This is a genomic window from Pseudoalteromonas sp. (assembly GCF_018402495.1).
Taxonomy (GTDB): domain Bacteria; phylum Pseudomonadota; class Gammaproteobacteria; order Enterobacterales; family Alteromonadaceae; genus Pseudoalteromonas.
On sequence record NZ_JAGYIU010000002.1, the window covers coordinates 794,293 to 818,900 of the forward strand.

The window sequence follows — 24,608 nt, forward strand, 5'->3', positions numbered from 1 at the left end:
AAAGGTTAAATAAAATGGGAATATTTGAACGTTACTTGAATATTTGGGTTGGCTTAGCCATTATCACTGGGGTTTTTTTGGGTAATATAATGCCTGACCTGTTTGCTACTATCGCTACCTTTGAGTTTGCGCATGTAAACCTAGTTGTGGCGGTATTAATTTGGCTGATGATTTACCCAATGATGATACAAATAGACTTTTCATCGTTAAAAAATGTGAGTGCTAAACCTAAGGCGCTTATTCTTACACTTGTTGTCAATTGGTTGATCAAACCTTTCACTATGGCATTTTTAGGGTGGTTATTTTTTAAAGGCATTTTTGCTGATTGGGTTGACCCACAAACAGCCACCGAATACATAGCAGGTATGATTTTACTGGGTGTTGCCCCTTGTACCGCCATGGTTTTTGTGTGGAGTCAATTAACGAAAGGCGATGCAAACTACACGCTGGTTCAGGTGTCGGTAAACGATATTATTATGATATTCGCTTTTGCGCCTATTGCTGGGTTTTTATTGGGGATCACCGATATTACCGTGCCATGGGACACGCTGCTGTTATCTGTAGGTTTATATGTAGTACTCCCCTTAGTCGCTGGTGTAATCACCCGTAAACAAGTGGATAAAAAATCAGATCATCAAGCACTTAAAGGTATTCTTAGCACCCTTAAGCCTTGGTCGATTATTGGCTTGCTGGCAACCGTTATTTTGCTATTTGGCTTTCAAGCGCAAACGATTATTACCAACCCGCAAGCAATTGTGCTCATTGCAATCCCTTTGTTAATTCAGACCTATGCTATTTTTGCTATTACTTATTTTATCGCCATAAAAATGCGCTTGCCTCATAATCTAGCTGCTCCGGCCAGTATGATAGGCTCATCTAATTTCTTTGAGCTCGCTGTTGCTGTGGCAATTTCACTATTTGGACTTCACTCAGGTGCTGCATTAGCCACTGTTGTGGGGGTTTTGGTTGAAGTTCCCGTTATGCTGAGCTTAGTGTGGTTTGCAAACCGAACCCGTCATTGGTTTAGCACTGCCAATAAAACAACTAATTAAAGAGACCAATTATGAGCCATCCTTTTGATGTACTTAAATTAAAAAATGACGCTGCTTTTATTTTTACCCCCTGCCCTGGAACAAAGGGAGTTGATTTAACAACCTCTTTAGCAAACCTAAAATCAGCCGGCGCTAATGCGGTGATCAGTTTACTACCTAATGATGAAATAGAAAGGTTAGCGGTAACCACACTAGGTGAGCAAGTTACTCAACATAATATGACGTGGTATCAGCTACCTATTGAAGATGATCAGGCGCCAGAGCAGCCTTTTTTTATTGCATTTGAAAACGTTAAAAATGAACTGTTAGCACGTATTCAAGCACAACAAACACTGGCTATCCACTGTCGTGGCGGCACTGGTCGCACCGGATTAGTAGCAGCTATATTATTACTTGAATTAGGGTATTGTTGGCAACATGTACATTCCTCAATTCAACATATTCGGCCTAAGGCATTAACCTTAGCGCCTCATATCCACTTTTTAAAATCACATTATTCTATTTGAGGTAACTATGACTATTAAAGTAGGCATTAATGGCTTTGGCCGCATGGGACGCTTATCACTGCGTGCAGCATTTGACTGGGACGATGTTGAGTTTGTGCAAATAAACGACCCAGCAGGTGATGCAACCACACTCGCTCACCTACTCACTTTTGACTCTGTTCATGGTCGTTGGCACCATGAAGCAACCGCAGAAGGGTCAAATATCCTTATTAATGGTCAACACATTAAGTGCACACAAAATAAAAACATTACAGAAACTGACTGGTCTGGCTGTGATGTTGTTATTGAAGCCAGTGGTAAAATGAAATCTAAAAGCGCACTGCAAGCCTACCTAGATCAAGGCGTAAAGCGCGTTGTGGTTACCGCCCCAGTAAAAGAAGAAGGTGTGCTTAACGTGGTGCTGGGTGTAAATCATCATTTGTATGACAAAACATCACACCCAATTGTTACAGCAGCTTCATGTACTACTAACTGTCTAGCGCCAGTAGTAAAAGTCATTCATGAAAAATTAGGCATTGTTCACGGTTCAATGACCACAATTCACGATATTACCAATACACAAACGATTTTGGATGCGCCACACAAAGACTTGCGTCGAGCACGCGCCTGTGGAATGAGTTTAATTCCCACCACCACTGGTTCTGCAAGCGCAATTACTCATATATTTCCAGAGTTAAAAGGTAAGCTTAACGGCCATGCTGTGCGTATCCCACTTGCTAACGCGTCATTAACCGACTGTGTGTTTGAGGTGAGTCGTGCAACAAATGAGACAGAAGTTAACCAGCTTCTTAAAGAGGCAGCAGAAAATGAACTTAAAGATATTCTTGGCTATGAAGAGCGCCCACTGGTTTCAATTGATTATAAAACCGATCCACGCTCAAGTATTATTGATGCGTTATCCACTATGGTCGTTAATGGTACACAAGTAAAATTGTATGCTTGGTATGATAATGAGTGGGGTTACGCTAACCGTACCGCAGAGCTGATGCGTTTAGTGGGCCGTTTAGATAAGGAATAAACTGTTATGCAGTGGCTAGCACAACTCACTCCCCCGATACGACAATACATGATAGTAACGGGTAATTACTGGGCATTCACCTTAACCGATGGCGCATTGAGAATGTTAGTTGTGCTGTATTTTTATGGTTTAGGTTACAGCCCACTTAGCATTGCTATGCTATTTATTTTTTATGAGCTGTTTGGTGTTATTACTAACCTAGTTGGCGGCTGGTTAGGCGCAAAACTTGGCTTAAATAAGACAATGAATATTGGCTTATTTTTGCAAATTGTTGCGTTGAGTATGCTGCTAGTCCCTGCCGATATGCTGTTAGTCCCTTGGGTTATGGCAGCACAAGCAATGTCGGGAGTAGCTAAAGATCTTAATAAAATGAGTGCTAAAAGTGCGATTAAACTACTCGTACCTGATGATGCTCAAGGGCAATTATACAAGTGGGTCGCTATTTTAACGGGCTCTAAAAATGCGTTAAAAGGCGTTGGGTTTTTCTTAGGGGGCGGGTTGCTCAGTTTATTGGGCTTTCAAGGCGCGGTTGTTAGTATGGCGTGTATGCTAACGGTTGTTTGGATAATAAGTCTAATACTGCTTAACAAAGAACTAGGAAAGGCCAAACATAAACCCAAATTCACCGATATTCTCTCCAAAAGTAGAACAATCAACACCCTTTCTGCAGCAAGAATGTTTTTATTTGGTGCCAGAGATGTGTGGTTTGTGGTTGCCTTACCTGTGTATCTTGCCACCGTTTTTAACTGGGAACACTGGTATGTCGGTGGTTTTATGGCTACTTGGGTAATTGGTTATGGTATAGTTCAAGGTTTTGCACCCAAGCTGACAGGAAATAGTAACACCGCCTCTCCAGATGGGCGTCATGCTATGTTGTGGGCGATGGCACTGGCAGTAACGCCGGCTGTTATTGCACTATCACTTTATTATCAATGGCATATACAAATTACGCTGATTGCTGGTTTGTTAGTGTTTGGCGCGTTATTTGCGATAAATTCCTCATTGCATAGTTTTTTAATTGTAAGCTATGCAGACAAAAATGACGTTTCTCTTGATGTTGGTTTTTACTACATGGCTAATGCTATGGGACGGCTTATTGGAACCGTGTTGTCAGGGTGGGTATATCAGGAACATGGCCTGCTTGCTTGCCTAGTAATATCTACAGTGTTTATTATTATCACAGCTGTAATATCAATTAGCTTACCACGAGCGCAAAAAATACATCCTAAGTAAAAATGCCAACTTGCAGCTGCAAGTTGGCAATCATGTGTTTATCAGGCTGTAATAGTAAAAATCATGTTACTCAGCGTTAGACATATCCATAATACGCTCACGTAATTGTGGGTCTTGTTGAGCTTGTTGAGCGATTTCACTGTATTCTGCAACAGTTAATCCAGATTTCTCAACCGCTTTCACCATTTCTTCTTGCGCTCTTTGCTGAATCGCTTGTGCTTGCTCTGTATCTTCAGCGCTTTGAAACTCAGCTTCATACTGCGAGCTTATTTTATCAATTGAATCCATAGCAATGCTAAACTTTAGTAGCTTTGCATCTTTGATACTTGAAGTTTGTTGCTGTGCCGAGGGTACTGCCACTCCAGTATTAGCGTTAGCAAATCCTGCAGTAGCCGATAAAGATAGTGCGGCGATACATAGTGCGATAGCATTTTTTTTCATAAGTATTACTCCTAAAATTTGAGTTCGATTTACTTATAGCGAAGAGCGTGCCAACATTTAAATAAAAATTAACTAATTGAATAATAATAATTTTTTAAAAGTTATGGCTTTTCGGTTTTTTTCTTAACACTATAAAGTGTATACTAATGACACACATAAGGAGGGCTCGTGACAAAATTACTCAGTTTTCGCTATTGGCATCTAGCAAGTTTGCAGCGCAGTTTATTGTTTTATGTTGTCTTACCCATGCTGCTACTAACCGGGCTAGCTATCCGCTTTGGCTTGGTTTACACCCATGAGCTTGTAACCAGCAGTATGCGTACTGATCTGGAGTTGATCGGTCGTGCAATACGCATACCTATTAGCGACGCCTTATTAATACAAGATACCAACGCTATAAACACACATTTAGAATCGGTATTTACAATTGGACGAGTTTATGGCGCTTCAATTTATGATGTTGATGGTACATTAGTGGCAGCAACAGGCGTTATTGAGCGCGATCTCACAAATAGTGAATTGGCATCAGAGGTAGTGAGTACCGGGCAACAACAAGACGGTTATCGATCGGTATCTGGAGAATCATTGTTTTCTCACTTTCTGCCGATTGTTAATCGTAGTGGCCAAATTCATGGCTTATTACAAATTAGCCGCAAAGCGAGTGACTTTGAACAGTCATTGGCGAAGTTATCAAATAAAGCCTGGTTAAGCTGGTTTGCACTGGCCTTATTAAGCTTATTGATTATGTGGCGAGGCCATAAACGCGCAATTGGTCAACCAATCAACGAATTAGTCAGTAGTATGCGCCGAGTTGCCAGTGGTGACAGGCGTTATCGTGCGCGCTTGCAAGGCCCGCTAGAGCTACGAGAAGTGGCTAAAGGGTTGAACCATATGCTAGATGAAATCAATGAAGCCGAACAGCAACTACTGGCGCAACAAGCACAACAGCGAAAAATAGAACAACAGCTTAAAGAGCAGGAAACCATGGCGGCAATTGGCCAAGTAGTGAGTGGCGTTGCCCATGAATTAGGTGCACCATTGAGCGTAATTGATGGCCGTGCGCAGCGGTTATTACGCCAGCACTGCGATGCAGATAGTCAACGCCAACTGCAGGCAATTCGTGGTCAAGTATTACGTCTTAATCGTATGGTAAAACAGCTACAAGCATTTGCTCATACGCCGGTAACAAGTTGGCAACGCATTGCTTTATTACCGCTTTTACAGCAAGCCGTGCAGAGTATTAGTTATGAGTTACAAGATGATGAAAAACGACCCGAAATTAAGCTACCTTGCCCCGATGTCCAGTTACATGTTGATATTGCACGCCTAGAGTTGGCAATTGTTAATGTAGTAAGAAACGCCATACAAGCAGCGTCCAGTCACGTAGTAATTGAGTCGCACCAACAACAAGAACAGCTGCTAATTAAGGTTCAAGATGATGGTAAAGGGTTAACGAGCAACCTCACTAACGAACAAATAATGACCCCTTTTGTATCCACAAAACCACAAGGCCAAGGAACTGGTTTAGGGCTTGCTATCGTGCAGCAAATTATGCAGGAACACCGAGGTACGGTGAGCTTAAAAAACAACCCCAAAGGGGGATGTGAAGTGACCTTAACCTTACCGTTGACCAAACAGGATATATATTAATGAGCAGCTTATCCCCTTACCGATTAGCCATAGTTGAAGACGACCCTGCTTTATTAGAGCTATTACAAGAAGAGTTAGCCAGTCAAGGCTATCAAGTAACCGCTTATGGTTGCGCTGAAGATTTACTAGGTTGTATTAACGAGCAACAATTTGATTTAGTGATCAGTGATATTAGACTGCCAGGCATTGATGGTATGCAATTATTACAGCGCTTAAAGCAACAGTCTGAGCCACCAGCGCTATTACTCATTACCGCTTTTGGAACCGTGCGCCAAGCAGTAAATGCTTTAAAAAAAGGGGCTGATGACTTTTTAACCAAGCCACTTGATTTAGAGCATTTAGCATTATCGGTACAACGTTTATTGGCACATAAAGCGCTACGCAATGAAGTGCAGCAACTTAGGCTGCGCGAACAAGATGGTCCTGCGGGTTTAGTGGGTAAAAGTCGTGCTATGCGCCGTTTGTATCAACAAATAGCCCAAGTTGCCTCAGCGCAAGGGGCTGTGCTTATTTTAGGAGAAAGTGGCACCGGCAAAGAGTTAATTGCGCGGGCAATCCATGAGCAAAGCACCCGTAGTGAGCAACCTTTTATTGCTGTTAATTGTGCGGGGATCCCCGCAGAGTTAATGGAAAGTGAGTTTTTTGGCCATGCTGCAGGGGCATTTACCGGTGCGCGACAACAGCGCTCTGGCTTATTTAAAGAAGCCGATGGCGGTACCCTATTGCTTGATGAAATAGCAGAAATGCCATTAGTGTTACAAGCTAAATTATTACGCGTATTGCAAGAAGGCACGATCCGGCCTGTTGGGAGCGACCAAGAAATTAACATTAACGTACGTATTGTCGCCGCAACCCATCAAAACTTAGAACAAGGTGTAGCCGCGGGCACATTCCGTGAAGATTTATTTTACCGTTTAGAAACGTTTAGTTTAGCCGTACCACCGCTGCGCGACAGAGGCGATGATCTTGAATCACTGGCTTTGTTTTATTTACAGCAACTGCAACAAAAACAATTGCGTGATGTGCATGGCCTGAGTCAAGATGCACTTGATTGCTTATACCGTTACCCGTTTCCTGGTAACGTGCGCGAACTACAAAACGCAATAGAGCGCGCTTATACGTTTGCCAGTGGGAGCAATATTGAACCTCAGGACTTTCCAGCACGCATCCATAACTACCAGCCAGAGGTAGGGCAAAGTAACCAAAAAGCCACCACTCGCTGGCCAACCTTGCAACAGCTACAACAAAGCTACGTACAACAAGTGTTAGAGCACACAAAAGGCAACAAACAACAAGCCGCAGAGTTATTAGGCATCACCCGACGTACCTTATACCGCTGGCTAGAACAGGATGAAGATTAAACGATTACATGATTGACAAAACTATATTTTATAGGCCACTTGGTTTCGTCCGTTATCTTTAGCTTTATATAAATACTCATCTGCTCTTGTTAGTGCGTCTCGAGGTAGTTCATCGTTTTGGAAGAGAGTTGTAACTCCAATTGAAACAGTAACGGAAAGTTCTAGTTCATCAGAAATAAAAATGTAATCATCTATATCTACTTTGAGCCTTTCCATCGCAACTACAGCCTCATCGAGAGATGAGTTTTTTAAAATAATTAATATTTCTTCGCCGCCGTACCTGTACGCAGTGTCTGTTTCTCGTAATGATGATTGAATAATATCCGCTATGGACTCAATAATATCATCCCCAACAGTGTGGCCATACTCATCATTAATTTTTTTAAAATGATCTATATCAATAAGTGCTAAGCTTGTTGTAGCCTGCTTATGTTTGAGATCAACAAGCTCGGTTAGATCTTTTTCCATTGCTGAGCGATTAAGCAAGCCTGTTAATTCATCTAAATATGTTAGATTGTTAGAGATCTCTTTTCTAAAGCCTTCAATACTTCTATCTAGTTTTTTCATCAATGATATTAAGTGGCGATAATTATTCTTTTTAATATCATTACGATGTAACTCATCCAAAATGTATTTGACATAATCAACTAAATTAGAAAGGTTGATCTGAATATTTACTAACCTTTGATAGTTGTCTATTTGACTATCCGCTAACGCCAATGCGCTGCTAAAATCAAGTTTGTGCAATATAAGATGATAATCATTTTTAATTCGGCAGCGGGAATCATTATATTGCAACATATAAAATAAACTAAGCCTACCATCATGATGTTTTACTAGAGCTTGGCCTAAGCTAACATAAAAAACTTGTAAATCGTGTGTGTTTAATTCATCAAACATTGTTTTCAATTTTATACTCGTAAATTAAGCCCTAATCTTGTAGCGCTTATGGTGAAATAAAAGTTACTTATATTTAGAAAAAATGATGAGTACGCTTTTTAAAAACCTTTAATTAAAATTTAAACCTAAGTACTAACTCATTTAAATGCTCTGCAAGTCTTGCAAGTTCAGCACTTGAAGCCGTTGTTTGATCTGCCCCCACGGAAGTTTGCACTGACAAGTCTCTTATCTGGACTAAATTATTATCTACCTCTTTAGCCACCGTTGCCTGCTCTTCTGCAGCACTTGCTATTGTTGCACTTTGATTATTAATTTCGATAATTAACATTAAAATTTCTTCGAATGCCTTACCTGTATCATTCGCGACTGCTAACGTAGATGTTGCAAGTTGATTACTCTTACTCATACTGTTAACTGTTTTTTGAGTTTCATCACTAACTGATGAAATCATGGATTCAATATCTTTAGTCGACTCTTGCGTTCTGTGTGCTAAAGCTCTTACTTCATCTGCTACAACTGCAAAACCTCGCCCGTTCTCTCCAGCCCGTGCAGCTTCAATTGCAGCATTAAGAGCAAGTAAATTTGTTTGCTCTGCAATTGCCCTAATAACATCTAAAACGGCGGTTATATTTTTTATTTTTTCTGCAAGCTCGATTACGCTTGATTCTGAATTTTGAATGTCAGATTTCAACAATTCGATAGTTTGTATTGTTTCGGTTACTTTTATCTTACCTACTTGAGTTTTTTCATTCACAACACCTGAGCTACTACTAGTTGCAGATGCTGTTCTAGCAACTTCTTCAATTGCCGCTGTTAATTGACTTACTGCCGTTGCTGCTAAGCCAATCTGGTCATTTTGTTGCACCACAATTTCTGATGATTGATTAGTTACAGCGTTGAGCTCCTCAGATGTTGATGCTAACTGATTAGATGAGTCAGCTATTCGAGATAACGCCTCGCGCAGCTTATTCTGCATAAGAAACAATGCATTTAGCATCTCTGCAGCTTCGTCTTTATGATGATCTGAAATGTCTTGTGTTAAATCTCCACTTGCAATTTTTTTTGCTATATCAACCGACTTTCTTAAAGGCACAATCAAACTTTTACTGTATAAATAGGTCAACAAAGTTGCAACTATTAGTCCAATTACTATTGATGTTATAACAAGCTGTTTAGAAATATTGTAAGTTTTGGTTGCATCATCATTATTTTGTGCAGCCCGCATACTTTGAAAGTCAGAAAACTCATCTAACGCTCTTCTAAGATCTCTTGCAACTGGCATTACAAACTGTTCTCTGTAAGTTATCGAGCGATCCATTGCACCAATGCTTAGGTATGAATAAAGCGTTGGTAATGTTTCCATTAAGTTATCATGCAGACCTTTGACTTGATTAAATATTTCTATTGATTCTTTGCTGTCAGACAAGGTCGACATTTTTTTTTCTGACTCATAATAAGACGCAGTTAAATCACTGATCCTCTTTTTCAGCCTATCTAGCTGTTCGATTGATTTAGCATCAGATAACTCATTAATGACAACCTGTGTTAACAAAACATCCCGTCGTAAGTCACCTACTGCCATAATTGCAGGCATACGGTGTAGTGTTAATACATCTGTAGTTGCATTTAAATTTGACAACTGAATTATGGAAAATCCCCCTATCAGTAAGGTAATAAGCGCTGAAATACCAAAAGCAAGTAGCGTTCTAAGTCCAATACGGATATTTCTAATCATTATTTATATGCCTTACTTAAAATATTATCTTATAAATACAAAATACTTATTTTGATAGAATAATTCAGATAGCTATCTAAAAATAGTACAAATCTCATCTTCTAATGTTGCAGATATAAAGTAAACAATTATTACAATAAACAGATTAAAAAAACGGCATGAGCTGCTATTTGAGTGACGATAAACATTTTATTAACTCTAATTTCATTAGAGGTTTTTGTAAGACAAGATCAGTGTAAGAACCCTCCAGTTTAAATATATCGGCACTGACTAGTACTCTTTTTATATTAGGGAATTGCTGCTTCATTTTTAATAAGAGCTCACTGCCTGTTATTTTTGGCATTTGCTGATCAACGACTATAATATCGACATATTTCAAATTAGGTAACTCAAAAAGCTGAGTGCTATCAGATAACACGCTACACTCAAATTTTGAACCTCTTAGCATTCTTAAGTATGTGTCTAATATGTAGGGCTCATCATCAACAAATAAGACTTTAGTCATCTATAGCCCTATAGTTTTTTACTACATATTTAATTTGTTTTTCAAGCATCGGCCAATGGGCGTGGATTGCAGCTATTAACTTTGATACTTTAAGTTTGTCGTTATTTTTAGCCGCCAAGCTCAACTGATCACTTAACCTTCCAAGTTTAGTTACAGCACAAAAGCGACATAAGCCACTTAAACTGTGTGCAATTAATGAAACGTCAACTAAATCATCAACCATATAAGCAATTTCAAGCTTCGTTATCTTTTTAACCGAAGCTTGAACAAAGCCTAATAGAGCGTCATTAACTATTTCAACACTATTATCATCGTAGATTTCAATTAACGTTTCGAGATTAAATATATCTTTGTCATAGATTAATTTATTATTCATCTAAATTAATCACCTATATTTTGTAACAATGGTCTACTGCATGTATGCGACCACCATGATGCTAGTTTTCTCAATAAAGCTAGCATTTGATTCCTATTTTTTAAATTAACTGAAGCTATTTGAGTTATTAATATTTCAAGTTTGTCCAAACAAATTGTAAATGCTTTTAAAAAATCAGGTGGATATTGATATTGTTGAATATTCTTTCCAATGTAAAGTAGGTAGTCAACTGATTCAATCGCACGCTTACGCGCACTATCAATTGCTACATGTTTGCGGTTTTCAATAAAAGCATCATAAAAGTAGCTAATTGTATATGCGACATTTTTTAACCTTCGATCTAATTGATAATGTCCTGTTGTTGCACCTTCTGGCCAATCTAGAAAAACGCGTTTACTTACACCATCTTTTACTACTTTTTCATCTATTTCATTATCTTCAACTAATGGCTGCTTAGTATCTAAAACTATTGAGACTCCTCGATTACTATATTCTTTTTGCACTTCCCTCGTTTTGAAGCTTTCCATAATACTAAAGTAATGGTTTGTATCTTTGATTATTTTTTTTGCTTGCAAATGCTCATGTATTTTTTCAGTTAACTTTGCAGAAGAAATAGGTTTAACTAAAAAATCATTCACATCAAGCTTTACACATTGTTCAATTAACTCTTTATAAGAGTTAACAGACAGCACAATTATTGGAATATCATGAGTCGTTGCACTAAAACCACCGCTCCTGATCTCAGATATTAAATCGACCCCGTTCGCATTTTTTAACTCTAAATCTGTAATTAATAAATTGATGCATTCAGACTCTAATATATCCGAAGCCGTTTTATAATCGAACGCCTTAAAAGCATTACAGCCTTGAACCTTATTGGCTACTCCATATAAAAAATTGCAAATTAAAGCAACATCATCAAGAACTAGAATATTTAAGACTTTAGAGACCATTGTATTGCCTTAACATATTATCAACTTTGCCATTTACTGCGCTCAAAATGTATAACAATTTAATTACCTTGTTGTGATTAATATTAATAAAGCAGCTCAAAGCAAGAGGGATTACTTTATGAACAGCTTGGATGGTTTATTGGTAACTTTACTGTAAAACAGCTGCCTTTACCTAAACTACTTTTAACCTCAATTATCCCTGCGTGCTTCTCTAGAATACTACGAGAAAGTGCTAAACCTAAACCTGTACCTGTATCTTTGGTTGTATAGAAAGGTTGAAAAATGGTTTCTAGCTTCTCTTGTTCAATCCCTGGTCCATTGTCGTCGACACAGATCCAAACCCAAGAATCATTACAACCTGTACTAATAGTTATCGTTCCAAAAGATGTGAATGCCTGAGCTGCATTTAATATCAAATTCAGTACAACTTGATTTACTTGAGAGGCCACACATTTGATTTTAGGAATATTCCCTAACACTTTCTTAACCTCGGCCTTATACTTTAGCTCATTAGCTAAAATATTTAATGTACTGTGAATGCCTAAATGAATATCTACCTCAGTGAATTCAACATCATCTATATGAGAAAAGTCTTTTAATTCACGAATTATTTCAATAACTCTCTGTAATCCAGATTCTGACTGAGACATCAATATCGGTAAATCTTTACTTATATAATCGTGATCATACAACTGTTTTAATCTATTGGTTTGCTCAACAGGTAATTGATTACATAGTTGGGTAATTAGCATCATAAGACTATCTATATACTCTTTTAATGAGACTAAATTTGAAGCTACATAGCCAATTGGATTATTAATCTCATGGGCAACACCTGCAGCAAGCTGCCCCAACGATGCCAGCTTTTCTGAGTGCAACAACTGTTCATTTAATTGATCAATTTTTTTAGTAAGTTTTTCAAGTTCTAATCTATCTTCTGACATTAATGCTCCACTCAATCACTTTTATTAACTCTTTGTTTATATAGGTTAAATGCTGATTTCAGCTCTTTTTTAAGCTCTTCATCTTGCCAAGGTTTTGTAATAAATTTATAAATAGAGCCATGATTAATTGCATCTGTAACTGTTCGAAGGTCTGTATACCCAGATAAAACTAACCTAACTGTATCTGGATACATGTCTTTTACACGACTTAAAAACTCAGTTCCGTTCATTTGAGGCATCCTTTGGTCTGATAAAACCACCTGTACATCATTGGATGCTAATAATTCAAATGCTTCCACAGCACTTTTGCATGTAAAAACTTTATATGGCTGTTTCCTCAATACTCGCTGTAAGGAATATAATATATTTTCCTCATCATCAACGAGTAATAATGTTGGTAAATCATTATGGGTCTGTGTATCACTGTTAGGTAGATACTCCTCAATAAAAATCTCAAGCAACTCTATGGGTAACGGTTTTGCAAAAAGATATCCTTGTAACTCGTCACATAACATTTTATGTAACAACGTTGCTTGAGACGTTGTTTCAACGCCTTCGGCAATAACTTTCAGACCTAATTGATGAGACATCGCAATAATTGCACGAATAATTGCTCCATCTTTATGATCAGTTACTAGCTCACGGGTAAATGATTTGTCAATTTTTATTCGGTCAATAGGTAGCCGTTTTAAGTAGTTTAAGCTCGAAAAACCAGTACCAAAATCATCAATTGCAATACTGACACCTAATTGTTTTATTTCCTGTAACTTTTGCACTACTTGATCAATATTTTCAAACAGTAATGATTCTGTAAGTTCTAGTTCTAACCACTTGGGTGCCAATTTAGATTCACTTATAGCAATTTTCAACTGCTGAACAAAGTCTTCTCGTTGAAATTGTAAAGAAGATAAATTTACTGCCATTACTATTTTAGCTAAGCCACGTTTTTGGAGAGAGTAATTATACAACATGGCTTTTTTAAGAACCCATTGACCTATTTCAGCTATTAACCCCATCTCTTCAGCAATAGGAATAAACTCATCAGGGCCTATCATCCCTAATTTAGGATGCTTCCAACGAAGTAAAGCTTCCAAACCAATTAAACGTCCACTTCCAGCTTCAACTTGTGGCTGGTAATATAATTCAAACTCATGGTTAGCTAATGCTTTTTTCAACATGCCCCTTAAGTCTAGTCGTTTATTAAACTTATCTTCCATACTTACGTTGTACCACTGAGCGTTATTACGACCCTGCTGCTTTGCCTCATACATGGCTAAATCCGCCTGCCTTATTAGAGCCGTTGCCTCTTTCAATAAATCATCAGAGATACTTACACCTATACTCGCTGATATTTGTACTTTATGTCCGTCGACCTCAAATGGCATTGATATCATGTTTAATAATTTTTTTATAACCTTGGTTAATTCAGCTTCATTTTTAACATCAGGTAGTAATAAAATAAATTCGTCGCCTTCCATTCTAGCCAACGTATCGCCTACACGAACTTTATCTTTTATGCGAATAGTCATTTGTCGAATAACTTCATCGCCAATTAAATGTCCTAAATTATCGTTTACTAAATGAAAATGGTCTAAGTCAATAAGAAGGATAGCCACTCTTTCTTTATGCCTTGAGCTGATGTTAATACTTTGTGATAGTCTATCAAGCAAAAGACTTCTATTTGGTAAACCGGTTAATAAGTCGTGTGAGGTATTATAAGCGAGCTCTTGTTCATATTTTTTTTGCTCTGTTATATCTTTTTGAATTCCAATGTAGTGAGTTATTATTCCTGACTCATCAGGTACAGGAGATAAAAATAAACTATTCCAAAACGCACTCCCATCTTTTCGATAATTTTTTAATATAATATTCAACTCTCGCTTTTCTTTTATTGCAGAGCGAATTTGTTCACAAGCCAACTCATCACGTTCCTTTCCTTGTAAAAATCTACAATTATTTCCCGTGACTTCAACTGTGTTGTATCCCGTTATATTTTCAAAACCACTGTTTACATAGCATATCGGCATATCCGGCTGAGTGATATCAGTTATAACAATGCCATTTGAACTAGCATCAACAGCTCTTTTAAACAATCTTAACTGTTTTTCCGTATATAAACTTTGCGTTATATTTTTAGCGATACCTATAACACCTGTGATCTGACCGTCTATCCAAGTCGGTATGATTACAACGTGTAATTCATGCTGTTCTCCAGCTTTATTGATTATGCTTGTTTCAAAACTTGTAGCTTCCCCTTTTAACGCATTTGCAAAAAATGCAGATACCTCAGTAAGCCTCTGACTAAGAATAACTTGACTAAAATGCATCTTAACTAAATCTGATAAAGGCCAGCCTAATAAATTACAACCCGGTTCATTTACACTTTTAAAATAACCTTGCTCATCAAGAACATAAACGGGTTCGGGATTAAACTGATAAAGTGATTTAAATCTCTGTTCACTTTGCATTAGTAAATATTTTTGTTGAGAGCGTTCAATAGCGTTTGCCGCCAAGCGACAACAGTTAGTTAATAGTTGTTCTTCTTCTGAGCTCGGTGACCTTCTTTCGTTACAAAAGAATGTCAAAGTGCCAAGTACTTCATTTCCTCTAATTAATATAGACTTTGACCAACTAGCGAATAGCTTTTCATTTAATAACAAGTGTTTATAGTCAAGCCATAAAGGAGAAATTTCTGTGTTATCACATATTACAGTCCTGTTTGAGTGGGTAGCAAAACCTGCGGGGCTTGTTAATTTTATGCTAGAAAAAGATGTGTGATATTGTCTACCCAAAGAAGGAGCCGCGGCAAGTTTTAGCTTATTATCTGTTTTTGTCATTGCACAGGCTTTAACGCATGGACTATGTTCTTCAGCCATTAAACAAATTTTATGCAATATTTCATGCAATGGTTTTTCAAGCGCTATCAGCTTTAAAACCTCTTGCTGAGCACTTTGGTAGCGCTCTACGCTTACGAGTTCTGTAATATTTCTAGCAACCGCATATAATGTGTTTGTGCTTTGAATATATTTAGCTGACCACATTAAATGTATTTTATGACCTTGCTTATGGATATAAGTATTGCGAAAATACTGCGTAGCACTTCCACTAAATAACTTTTTAACTTCATCACTTGTTATACTTTTATCATCAGGGTGCACAAAATCCATAAAGGGCTTGTTTTTTAACTCACAGGATTCATAACCGAGTATATTTAGACTAGATTTACTAACCTCTAAAAACTTTCCATTATTATCTACAACACATAAGATATCCGCTGAATTTTCCATAAATTGAACGTGCTGTGTTTGTAATCTTTTTTGTAATGCAAGGCTTGACAATAACTTTTCATTTTTTCTACTAAGCCTTTGTCTTTGTTTTTTAATTTGCATTTGATATTGCTGTGAAAGCAGTAAAAGTACGCATACAAGCCAACCTGCAATAAAAGTAATGCTAGAGGATAAAATTAGGTAACTGCCCTCATGTTCTGGACTTTGGTAAACTCTCAGTTTCCAATTTATCGAGTTTAATGAAGTCAAGTGATGCTCACTCACTAGGTAATAATTAACTTTTGAGTCAAGTTGATTAATCATCGCCTCAGGTCTATTTTTATAGCCAAATTCTAAAAAATAACCTTTAGGAGTAATTAAAGGAATAATTGACTCCATTACGGATTTAATATCAATAACGGTGATTATGCCTAGCAGTTCTGGCTTTTCACTATGAGCTAATGGAACCACAATAAATGTATGGTCTATCTGATTGTTATAATAAAATACAGTCCCTGTATCTTTATGAGTAATGATATTTTTAGATAAAGAGGAGAAGTTTTTAGTGAGATAATTATCATACCATTGCTGGGTAAAAATATTTTTACTACTGGAAGAGTAAATTCTTCCCTGCGCATCTAATACGCCAATATAATCTAAGTAATTAAAATCACGGATATAGGTTCCAGAATCAAGTAAAAAATCACCTGGTTGTTGAGTCATATTAGATAGTTCAAAACGCTCAGCAAGTCTTGCAATAAGTTCGTTATGCCTGTTTAGTAATTGTTCAGTTTGATTTTGAAACTTAACTATGGTTTTTTGTACCACTTTTTGGTTTCCCGACTCTAACTGATACATAAAGCTAAACCAAAGCAGCATAGTTATAATAGTTATCAATGTAGCTAGCCAAGCTAGAGGTTCGCTAAAATATTTTTTTAAGTCTAAGTTTAGACTTGGAGAAACAGTTATTCCTGCAAAAGTAACAAATAATAAAAAAAACTTTATATTATTTGTTACTGAAAGAGAGGTTGAAAACTCTTTGCCTAGCCAACCTATGTCAATAGGTGATAGTGAAACAAGTAATCCTCCACTTAAAAAAACAAAACAAATTAAGCTAATTTTATTATAAATTCCGCTCTCTTTTCTTAATTTACAAATGCATCCTACCAATACTAAGGACCAACAAGCGGATTGTTGCCAAGGCATACTATCAATGAAATTTAAGTGAACGGGTGTAAATGAAGAGCTAAATAGTAATAAGACTATTATCGCCGATAAACTAGCTTTAATAGTTAAATGAGATTTTTGAGTGATAGCAATAAGTAGAACGGTTGTTAAAAATATTAAAACAGCAGTATTTAAAGAGAAAATAACTCCGTAGGTATTATTAGTAACTACAAATAACTTATCAAAAATAAAAAAAATCACACCACTAATAAGAAGTAATATGCTACTGAAAAAAACACTTAATCTTATATTTTTTATATGATGCTTATTTTTTATATTTATCAATTTTAAATAGCCTTTTTTAACATGGAAGATATGCGTAATATAACTGGAATTGACTAAAGATATGCGTGATATGGTTGGAATTGAAAAAACTAATACTCGTAATTAAGGTTAATTTAATCATCAATACAAGGGCATTCAAGATTCTATGCTTACTCTATAATCTATACACCACGGATAGCAGCTAATGGTATTTTGTGCAACTGAAATTTCCCATAGCTTTTGCTGTAGTTGCAAAAACACCGCGTAAATACACGGCGTTTTAATGTATGCTAATTACTTAATCTAAGTTCAGCTTATTTAGCGCGCTGGCGATTACCGCCCACCTTAGGTTTAGTGTTGGCTTTTTTAAACTGACTAAATCCTGTATGGCGAGTCAGCGCAGGACGACCGCCCTTGTTACCTTTGCCGCCCTGAGTTTGCCTTTCATCTCGACCTTCTTCAGGGACTAAACAGTTAGGCCCTTTACCAATAAGCTTGGCTTTGCCCATGTTACGCAGGGCTTCGCGGATCATAGGCCAACCTGCAGGATCGTGGTAACGCAAAATCGCTTTATGCAATCGACGTTGACGCGCTCCCTTAGGCACAGGTACTTGCTCAGTATTATTTTTAATATTACGTAGTGAGTTCATTTCAGTATGGTAAATAGTGGTCGCGTTCGCCATAGGTGATGGGTAAAAATTTTGTACCTGATCAAGCTTAAAGTCATTCGACTTAAGCCACAAAGCCATGTTTACCATGTCTTCATCTTTAGTCCCTGGGTGAGCAGAAATAAAGTATGGAATTAAATACTGCTTTTTACCCGCTTCTTTTGAGTACTTATCAAATAGCGCTTTAAATTCATCATAGGCACCCATACCCGGCTTCATCATTTTAGATAATGGGCCGTCTTCTGTGTGCTCGGGTGCTATTTTTAAATATCCACCAACATGATGGGTTACTAGCTCTTTAACGTAACGAGGATCACGCACTGCAAGGTCATAACGCACGCCTGAAGCAATGAGGATCTTTTTGATCCCTTTCACCTCACGCGCTTTTTTATATAAGTCGATAGTGGGTGTGTGGTCGGTATCCATATGCTTACAAATATCAGGATAAACACACGACAAGCGACGGCACGTACTCTCTGCCTTTTTGCTGGTACAACGCAGTTTATACATATTTGCAGTTGGCCCGCCTAAATCAGAAATAACCCCAGTAAAGCCCGGCACTTTATCTCTAATTTGTTCTATCTCTTCAATAATTGATTCTTGAGAACGGCTTTGTATTATGCGTCCTTCATGCTCGGTAATAGAGCAAAACGAACAACCACCAAAACAGCCGCGCATAATATTTACCGAGGTTTTAATCATATCGTAAGCGGGAATTTTATTATCGCCATAACTTGGGTGTGGTATACGCTGATAAGGTAAACCAAACACATCATCCATTTCTTGGGTTTCAAGTGGATATGCGGGCGGATTTACCCAAATAGAACGATCCCCATGACGCTGAAATAACGCCCTTGCACAACCTGGGTTGGTTTCTTGGTGCAAAATACGTGATGCATGGGCATACAAAGGCTTATTAACACTAACCTGCTCAAATGCGGGCAGTTTAACATAGGTTTTTTCCCATGGCTTAGGACGCGCAGGCTGGATAGTAATTGGTTTTGCAGCTTCAGCTTGTAAATCAATGCCGGCTTGCTTAAATTCTGATTTAGCACAGCCAACATCATCCGCCCCATAAGGATTAGGAATAGGGTCTATTTTACCAATTTTATCAATCGCTGTTGAGTCACTGCCACGCCAACCAGGCAAAGGCTCTTTACGAATAACTGCCGTGCCTCTCACATCCTGTATGGTATCTATGGTTTCACCGGCAGCGATACGATGCGCTACTTCAACTAACGGGCGTTCGGCATTACCATAAATTAAAATATCACCTTTAGCGTCAAATAATACGCTACGACGGACTTTTTCTTGCCAGTAATCGTAATGGGCAATTCGACGTAAGCTAGCCTCAATACCACCTAAAACCAATGGCACTTCTTTATAGGCTTCACGACAACGTTGTGAGTATATAATCACTGCGCGATCAGGGCGTTTTCCGCCGACATTTCCTGGTGTGTATGCATCATCATGGCGCATTCGTTTTTCAGCGGTGTAACGATTAATCATCGAGTCCATATTACCGGCTGTAATACCAAAAAATAAGTTAGGCTTACCCAATGCCATAAACGCATCTTTAGAGTGCCAATCTGGTTGAGCAATAATGCCCACTCTAAAACCTTGCGCTTCTAGCACTCGGCCAATTACGGCCATCCCAAAACTAGGATGGTCTACATAAGCATCACCGCTGATAATAATAATATCGCAGCTATCCCAGCCGAGTGCATCCATTTCTTCACGTGTTGTTGGTAAAAATGGCGCTGTGCCATAGCATTCAGCCCAGTACTTAGGGTATGAAAATAAGGCGCGATCAGCTTTTAATGTGCTCATAAAATTGGCCGTTCAATAACAAAAGGCGCGAATTATACCCTATCGACATCCACGTTGATATAGCTCAAAATGTAAGGTGGTGATTAAAAACCGCCTACTTTTATAGCAATACTAAAACAAAAATATCATCTAAACTAATTACTGCTAATGTCTGCTTTTAGAATTGTTTTAAGCAGATAAAATAAACAAAAATGCGCAGCTCTAAGCTAAACTATTAAATAAGCTGTGATTATTAACAATTCATAGACGCTGTAATATTAAAACCAATGAGGCATACCTATTAAACTTCTTAAAAAATTAATCCAGTTTTCTGCCATTTTCCTATTGGTTTTTATTGTTGTGGGATTACTGTTACCGCAAAGTTATCACGTGCAAAAAAGTATAAAAATTAATGCACGCCCTCCTGTTATAAAGTCATTAGTGGAGGACTTTACCCAGTGGTACAAATGGTCGCCGTGGCAGCAAATAGACCCTAATATTAAGTTTAATATTGGCGAACCGAGCTCTGGCGTAGGAGCCTATCAATCTTGGCAAGGCAAATGGGGCTATGGAGAAATGACTATATCGTCACTCAGCGCTAATGAAGTTGCATTTAATGTGCTATTTAATCAAGAATATATTATCACTAGCACATTACTATTTAGCCCAAATACAAAAACCGTCACTTGGCATATTGAAGGGCAAGCAACAGTGCCGCTTATTTCTGGCTATGTTGCTATATTGGCAGAAAGTATATTAGGCAATATAACCACTTTAGGGCTAAATAATTTAAAAACGGTCGCTCAACTCAGTGACGCACAAACAATAATGGAAAGCCATGACAACCAAAACCGCACAAGCCAGAATTAAACTTGCTAATATTATTGAGACACTGCTTGGCTACTCGGTAACAAAAGTAAGTAATACACCTGCCACTGATGAAAAACTCTATAACCCTCAAGGTAAGGCTAAATCGCTCTATCGTATCAATAGCGATCATTCAATTTTAGCGCGTGCACAAAAAAGACAAGATCTACTACTGATCAAACAACAACAAAATATCGAAACGATTTTAGCCTTAGCAATGGAATTTTGCCCGGATGTTGCTTGCGCAAAACAACCTGATGCCGATTGGGTGGAGCACTTTATTGCCTTATGTGAAGATACATCAAATCAATCAATGCAGGTGTTATGGGCAAAAATTTTTACTGGCGAAACTATTAACCCAGGTACATTTTCTATTAAAAGCCTACATACACTCAAACATATGACCCAACGCGAAGCCGATTCATTAAGAAAATGTGTGTCTATTTCAGGGTATAACGAAAAAGATAATAGCCATTTAATATTTTTAGGCTATTACAAAAAACCCTCGTTATTTGATTTATTAGGTAAGGGTAATAAAGTGTCATTAAGCATAGGCAAAAGCGGCGTGAGTTTTCCAGATATATTAACTTTAATGGATTTAAACTTACTGTATCGTAAAGAAATAGAGTCTGCTGCGCTAAAAGCAGGACAAGAAATAACTCTCTCTTTTTTGTCGCAAAAGTTAACCTTAAAAGCAAAAAGTAACGACTTAGTGCTTAGCTATTATAAGTATACACAAACAGGTGATGAGCTTTTTAGATTAATGAACTACCCAATTAACAAAGTATATAAACAGTTAATTGGTTCCGCATTTGAGGGGGAGTTTGAGTTAGTGTGGCATTCTTTAAAATAGCAGAAAGGGATGGCTAAAACGTGTGTTAGCTTTTAAAAATAAGAGCCACACAAGGTGGCTCAAAATAATACTTTAATTAAAAGTGAACCTGAATACCGGCAAACGGCCCCGATGCATCAATATTAGTGTTAATATCATCAACATCATCAAGCTCTAAGGTCATTGAGCGGTAACCCGCTTTAACTGCAACATCAACGGCTAAATTGTCAATAAACTCCCATGCAATACCCATTTGATAGTCTTGTACTTTGCTATCATCAATAGCTAAAAAGCTGCCTTCGGCAAATACACTTAGACCAGTGAATGGTAAACCCGCTTCAAAGCGTCCATATGCTAAGGGTACAATGCCAGAAAACTCTTTTAGCTCAGTATGATTAGTACCGTCTTGTTGCGAAGTACCTGTTACAACCACCTCGCCATCAAACTGCTTAGCATTTATACCTAAATCAATAGAAATTAAGTCGTTATCAAAAATTTCATAGTAAAAAATATAATCAATATGCGATAAGTCAGTCACTGAATTGACATCAGTCCCCACAACATAATCAGTGCCATTGAAAGTAAATGTACTTTCAAGCGAAGTTAAACCGTTTAATTCAAGCTCAGTGTATTTTAACTTTAAGTTTGGCACTAATGGCACTGGGTGCTCAAGCGCAGCGTAATAACTTACAAAAGTTTCGTCGTCAAAGTTGAAGTTTTGTAGGGCGTTATTGTTATCAGAAAAGCTACCTTCATTATCGGCTTTCCAACCATCAACCCCTACATACAGGCCTAATATTGTGTCGGCTTGTGCTACAGGTGCTAAACATGCCATTGATAAGGCTGCTGCTATACAATACTTTTTCATTTTTTATCCTTGCGCTAATAATTCGCTCAGTTCAATAAGAGCCGCATTGGCTCTAGAGATATAATTTGCCATAACGAGTGAATGGTTGGCGACATAACCAAACCCATTACCATTTAATATCATTGGGCTCCAAACCGTTTCTTGAGTTGCTTCAAGCTCTCGTATGATTTGCTGCAAGCTAACGCGGGCATTTTTCTTTTCAAGTACATCATTGAAGTCGTACTCTACTGCTTGTAAAAAATGCAGTAAGGCCCAAGTGGCACCTCGCGATTCGTAAAAAACATTATCTATTTCTAACCAAGGTGTTCTTACTTGTTGTTGTAAAGGCGCGAGTGTTGCTTGCTTATTTGATGAATTACCAGCTAAGTCTGTATTCACCTTTTTTTGACCTACACTTGCACTTAACCTTTGGCTTAGGCTACCTAAACGCTTTTCGGCCTCTTTTAACCAACTGCGTAAGTTATCAGCTCGGGCATAAAATTGGCTCTCACGCGACTCATCGTTAGCTATTTGAGTTCGATAAACAATAAGGTGTTCAATGCCTTTTTGATACTCACCTTCTGCACTGGGGAATGCCCAAGCTTGAGCACTAATGTTAAATTGTGGCTGTGCTTTTTTAAGTGCTTCATGTTCTGTAGATTGTGACTGAGAACGGCTAAAATCTTTTCGCATAGATAACGATAAGTCGCGAACCATTTCTAATGCCCCATATTCCCATGACGGCATATTATCCATTATTACGCTTGGCGGTAAAACGTCATTTGAAAGGTAACCACCAGATTTATTTAATAGCGTATCGGCAACGGTAATGAGTGCTGACGTTGTTATGTAACCTGTAACCAGTTGCTCATTACGCTGCTGTGCTTGTTCTTTAGCGTTTTCTAAAACGTCAAATTGTGCAGGCTCTATACTCCAATACACAGCAATGACATAAAATATAATCAATACTGCAGCTATTGCGGCGGTTATTTTGCTTTTAATATATGACATTTATCCCCCTAATGATGACTATGATCTTTCGATGCTTTTACCGGCTCTGCTTGTGAGGCTAATGAAACGACTTTTGCATTGGTAAATACTCGGTTCCCGTCTTCAAAATATAGCGTGAGTTTACGTTGTTGACCTACTTTTAACGGTTCTTGCGGATCAAACACCATTAGGTGATAGCCTCCAGGTTTAAACTCAAGTTGTTGATGGGCTTTAATAAGCAATGAGTCTATTTTTTGCATTTTCATCATGCCATCAGCGTGAACGTGCTCATGAATCTCAACACGCCCTAAGCCATCAATTGTCGCTTTAGTTAACGTTGCCGGTACATCACTGTGGTTCTTAATACTAAAATAACCCACACTGGCTTTAGTTGCAGGTAAAAACTCCCTTACTTGAGCATGTGTTACTTGTAATTGCGCCACAGCATTGTCGTGCTCATGTCCTTCGTGCGCCATTAACGAAGACGAAAAAACACCCATCATTAATGCACTTGCTATCGAAATACATTGTTTAATCATCAGTAAAATCCTTGTTAAAACAAAAAAATATAATTTAAATTTATCATAGTTCCTTTATGTAAGGCAGCTAATTTAAGCTCAAGAGACTACTTTTTTGTTATCTGCGATTAACCAGCACAGCCCTGCTACAAACAATAATGGCCAAGCAATCATCAGAGATCCGAATAAAAAAGCTAAAATAGTACCAGCCAGTGCCACTATCGCCGCGCCAACTAATCCCATCGTCACTAAAGCAACAATCGCAATAACAACGATAATAGCAACTAATGCACCAATGAGCTCTAAACCTGTCCAACTAATATCTGAGATCCATAGCGGAAACTGCTACACATCAAAGTGAATAATTGAACCGCTATTGATCAAAAACAATACAACAACAAGTAGGCATACGGCGAATGTTTTCATGCTGCTCTCCTTACACTGCTTTTTCTTCAAGACAACAATGCGCAATTAAATACCCTAGCGCCACTGCAAACGGAAAACTTAAAAATAATAAAACAGTCACTAAGCGAGTAGACCATACCGGAAAGTCTAGTCGGTAAGCTAACCCACTACAGACGCCTGATATTTTTTTGTTAAGCGTGTTTTTGTACCAACGACGGTGTGTATTAAAACTATTCATAAC

At 37.9% G+C, this 24,608-nt stretch carries 21 protein-coding genes and 1 pseudogene; 8 read left to right on the forward strand and 14 right to left on the reverse strand.

Translation table 11 applies throughout. The features are described 5' to 3' along the window. The first annotated feature begins 14 nt into the window (after positions 1 to 14). From arsB to arsJ, 4 genes are read left to right on the forward strand one after another with little or no spacing between them, the layout of a single operon-like run. On the forward strand, positions 15 to 1,052 hold the full coding sequence (gene arsB, locus KG708_RS09180) for an ACR3 family arsenite efflux transporter (RefSeq protein ID WP_213609083.1): 1,038 nt from the start codon (positions 15 to 17) through the stop codon (positions 1,050 to 1,052). An 11-nt stretch (positions 1,053 to 1,063) separates the two neighbouring features. Continuing rightward, positions 1,064 to 1,558, forward strand: a complete 495-nt coding sequence (locus tag KG708_RS09185) for a tyrosine-protein phosphatase (RefSeq protein ID WP_301003345.1) — start codon at positions 1,064 to 1,066, stop codon at positions 1,556 to 1,558. Positions 1,559 to 1,565: 7 nt separating this feature from the next. Continuing rightward, a complete protein-coding gene (locus KG708_RS09190) occupies positions 1,566 to 2,576 on the forward strand; it encodes an ArsJ-associated glyceraldehyde-3-phosphate dehydrogenase (RefSeq protein WP_213609084.1) in 1,011 nt (336 codons plus the stop codon). Positions 2,577 to 2,582: 6 nt separating this feature from the next. Then, the gene (arsJ, locus tag KG708_RS09195; protein ID WP_213609085.1) at positions 2,583 to 3,809 is read left to right on the forward strand and encodes an organoarsenical effux MFS transporter ArsJ; all 1,227 of its coding nucleotides are present in this window, start codon (positions 2,583 to 2,585) and stop codon (positions 3,807 to 3,809) included. Between the two features lie 66 nt (positions 3,810 to 3,875). On the opposite strand, the gene KG708_RS09200 is transcribed toward arsJ, so the two are convergent. After that, complete coding sequence (locus KG708_RS09200) at positions 3,876 to 4,250, reverse strand: DUF4168 domain-containing protein (RefSeq protein WP_213609086.1); 375 nt, start codon at positions 4,248 to 4,250, stop codon at positions 3,876 to 3,878. Positions 4,251 to 4,418: 168 nt separating this feature from the next. Here KG708_RS09200 and KG708_RS09205 point away from each other — a divergent pair, with 168 nt between their 5' ends. Then, the gene (locus KG708_RS09205; protein WP_366513591.1) at positions 4,419 to 5,900 is read left to right on the forward strand and encodes a HAMP domain-containing sensor histidine kinase; all 1,482 of its coding nucleotides are present in this window, start codon (positions 4,419 to 4,421) and stop codon (positions 5,898 to 5,900) included. Continuing rightward, positions 5,900 to 7,261, forward strand: coding sequence for a sigma-54 dependent transcriptional regulator (locus KG708_RS09210; protein WP_213609087.1), 1,362 nt, complete (start codon positions 5,900 to 5,902; stop codon positions 7,259 to 7,261). Before KG708_RS09205 ends, KG708_RS09210 begins: the two co-directional genes overlap by 1 nt. A 21-nt stretch (positions 7,262 to 7,282) precedes the next feature. Here KG708_RS09210 and KG708_RS09215 read toward each other — a convergent pair whose 3' ends face one another. The 8 genes from KG708_RS09215 to KG708_RS09250 form a co-directional block, all read right to left on the reverse strand. Next, the gene (locus KG708_RS09215; RefSeq protein WP_213609088.1) at positions 7,283 to 8,161 is read right to left on the reverse strand and encodes a GGDEF domain-containing protein; all 879 of its coding nucleotides are present in this window, start codon (positions 8,159 to 8,161) and stop codon (positions 7,283 to 7,285) included. Between the two features lie 112 nt (positions 8,162 to 8,273). Continuing rightward, positions 8,274 to 9,896, reverse strand: a complete 1,623-nt coding sequence (locus KG708_RS09220) for a methyl-accepting chemotaxis protein (RefSeq protein ID WP_213609089.1) — start codon at positions 9,894 to 9,896, stop codon at positions 8,274 to 8,276. Between the two features lie 166 nt (positions 9,897 to 10,062). Continuing rightward, entirely contained in the window at positions 10,063 to 10,401 is a 339-nt protein-coding gene (locus KG708_RS09225; protein WP_213609090.1) for a response regulator, read from the reverse strand. Then, positions 10,394 to 10,777 carry a hypothetical protein gene (locus KG708_RS09230; protein WP_213609091.1) on the reverse strand — a complete coding sequence of 128 codons (384 nt, stop codon included), beginning with the start codon at positions 10,775 to 10,777 and terminating at the stop codon, positions 10,394 to 10,396. The genes KG708_RS09225 and KG708_RS09230 overlap by 8 nt, the downstream gene beginning before the upstream one ends. Before the next feature lie 5 nt (positions 10,778 to 10,782). Further along, the gene (locus KG708_RS09235) at positions 10,783 to 11,730 is read right to left on the reverse strand and encodes a response regulator (RefSeq protein ID WP_213609092.1); all 948 of its coding nucleotides are present in this window, start codon (positions 11,728 to 11,730) and stop codon (positions 10,783 to 10,785) included. A gap of 116 nt (positions 11,731 to 11,846) precedes the next feature. After that, positions 11,847 to 12,674, reverse strand: a complete 828-nt coding sequence (locus KG708_RS09240) for an ATP-binding protein (protein ID WP_213609093.1) — start codon at positions 12,672 to 12,674, stop codon at positions 11,847 to 11,849. An 11-nt stretch (positions 12,675 to 12,685) separates the two neighbouring features. Next, positions 12,686 to 17,452, reverse strand: a complete 4,767-nt coding sequence (locus tag KG708_RS09245; protein ID WP_213609094.1) for an EAL domain-containing protein — start codon at positions 17,450 to 17,452, stop codon at positions 12,686 to 12,688. A 293-nt stretch (positions 17,453 to 17,745) separates the two neighbouring features. Continuing rightward, positions 17,746 to 19,929 carry a YgiQ family radical SAM protein gene (locus tag KG708_RS09250; RefSeq protein ID WP_213609096.1) on the reverse strand — a complete coding sequence of 728 codons (2,184 nt, stop codon included), beginning with the start codon at positions 19,927 to 19,929 and terminating at the stop codon, positions 17,746 to 17,748. A gap of 300 nt (positions 19,930 to 20,229) precedes the next feature. Between KG708_RS09250 and KG708_RS09255 the strand changes: the two genes are divergently transcribed. Beyond that, entirely contained in the window at positions 20,230 to 20,778 is a 549-nt protein-coding gene (locus KG708_RS09255) for an SRPBCC family protein (RefSeq protein WP_213609356.1), read from the forward strand. After that, entirely contained in the window at positions 20,747 to 21,628 is an 882-nt protein-coding gene (locus KG708_RS09260) for a TIGR03899 family protein (RefSeq protein ID WP_213609098.1), read from the forward strand. The genes KG708_RS09255 and KG708_RS09260 overlap by 32 nt, the downstream gene beginning before the upstream one ends. A 76-nt stretch (positions 21,629 to 21,704) precedes the next feature. On the opposite strand, the gene KG708_RS09265 is transcribed toward KG708_RS09260, so the two are convergent. From KG708_RS09265 to KG708_RS09280, 5 genes and pseudogenes are all read right to left on the reverse strand, one after another. Beyond that, on the reverse strand, positions 21,705 to 22,475 hold the full coding sequence (locus KG708_RS09265; RefSeq protein ID WP_213609100.1) for a TIGR04219 family outer membrane beta-barrel protein: 771 nt from the start codon (positions 22,473 to 22,475) through the stop codon (positions 21,705 to 21,707). A 3-nt stretch (positions 22,476 to 22,478) separates the two neighbouring features. Further along, the gene (locus KG708_RS09270) at positions 22,479 to 23,465 is read right to left on the reverse strand and encodes a DUF2333 family protein (RefSeq protein ID WP_213609102.1); all 987 of its coding nucleotides are present in this window, start codon (positions 23,463 to 23,465) and stop codon (positions 22,479 to 22,481) included. 8 nt (positions 23,466 to 23,473) lie between these two features. Then, positions 23,474 to 23,983 carry a copper chaperone PCu(A)C gene (locus KG708_RS09275; protein WP_213609104.1) on the reverse strand — a complete coding sequence of 170 codons (510 nt, stop codon included), beginning with the start codon at positions 23,981 to 23,983 and terminating at the stop codon, positions 23,474 to 23,476. 78 nt (positions 23,984 to 24,061) lie between these two features. Beyond that, positions 24,062 to 24,388: pseudogene (locus KG708_RS17600) on the reverse strand (hypothetical protein). A 10-nt stretch (positions 24,389 to 24,398) separates the two neighbouring features. After that, on the reverse strand, positions 24,399 to 24,605 hold the full coding sequence (locus KG708_RS09280) for a PspC domain-containing protein (RefSeq protein WP_013463970.1): 207 nt from the start codon (positions 24,603 to 24,605) through the stop codon (positions 24,399 to 24,401). Positions 24,606 to 24,608: the final 3 nt, after the last annotated feature.

What these genes read in the sequence shown, in the direction of transcription:
- KG708_RS09260 (WP_213609098.1), top strand. Translation starts at nt 20,747, where the DNA reads ATGACAACCAAAACCGCACAAGCCAGAATTAAACTTGCTAATATTATT.
- KG708_RS09280 (WP_013463970.1), bottom strand. Translation starts at nt 24,605, where the DNA reads ATGAATAGTTTTAATACACACCGTCGTTGGTACAAAAACACGCTTAAC.
- arsJ (WP_213609085.1), top strand. Translation starts at nt 2,583, where the DNA reads ATGCAGTGGCTAGCACAACTCACTCCCCCGATACGACAATACATGATA.
- KG708_RS09250 (WP_213609096.1), bottom strand. Translation starts at nt 19,929, where the DNA reads ATGAGCACATTAAAAGCTGATCGCGCCTTATTTTCATACCCTAAGTAC.
- KG708_RS09200 (WP_213609086.1), bottom strand. Translation starts at nt 4,250, where the DNA reads ATGAAAAAAAATGCTATCGCACTATGTATCGCCGCACTATCTTTATCG.
- KG708_RS09220 (WP_213609089.1), bottom strand. Translation starts at nt 9,896, where the DNA reads ATGATTAGAAATATCCGTATTGGACTTAGAACGCTACTTGCTTTTGGT.
- KG708_RS09265 (WP_213609100.1), bottom strand. Translation starts at nt 22,475, where the DNA reads ATGAAAAAGTATTGTATAGCAGCAGCCTTATCAATGGCATGTTTAGCA.
- KG708_RS09270 (WP_213609102.1), bottom strand. Translation starts at nt 23,465, where the DNA reads ATGTCATATATTAAAAGCAAAATAACCGCCGCAATAGCTGCAGTATTG.
- KG708_RS09215 (WP_213609088.1), bottom strand. Translation starts at nt 8,161, where the DNA reads ATGTTTGATGAATTAAACACACACGATTTACAAGTTTTTTATGTTAGC.
- KG708_RS09210 (WP_213609087.1), top strand. Translation starts at nt 5,900, where the DNA reads ATGAGCAGCTTATCCCCTTACCGATTAGCCATAGTTGAAGACGACCCT.
- KG708_RS09230 (WP_213609091.1), bottom strand. Translation starts at nt 10,777, where the DNA reads ATGAATAATAAATTAATCTATGACAAAGATATATTTAATCTCGAAACG.
- KG708_RS09185 (WP_301003345.1), top strand. Translation starts at nt 1,064, where the DNA reads ATGAGCCATCCTTTTGATGTACTTAAATTAAAAAATGACGCTGCTTTT.
- KG708_RS09240 (WP_213609093.1), bottom strand. Translation starts at nt 12,674, where the DNA reads ATGTCAGAAGATAGATTAGAACTTGAAAAACTTACTAAAAAAATTGAT.
- KG708_RS09225 (WP_213609090.1), bottom strand. Translation starts at nt 10,401, where the DNA reads ATGACTAAAGTCTTATTTGTTGATGATGAGCCCTACATATTAGACACA.
- KG708_RS09235 (WP_213609092.1), bottom strand. Translation starts at nt 11,730, where the DNA reads ATGGTCTCTAAAGTCTTAAATATTCTAGTTCTTGATGATGTTGCTTTA.
- KG708_RS09275 (WP_213609104.1), bottom strand. Translation starts at nt 23,983, where the DNA reads ATGATTAAACAATGTATTTCGATAGCAAGTGCATTAATGATGGGTGTT.
- arsB (WP_213609083.1), top strand. Translation starts at nt 15, where the DNA reads ATGGGAATATTTGAACGTTACTTGAATATTTGGGTTGGCTTAGCCATT.
- KG708_RS09190 (WP_213609084.1), top strand. Translation starts at nt 1,566, where the DNA reads ATGACTATTAAAGTAGGCATTAATGGCTTTGGCCGCATGGGACGCTTA.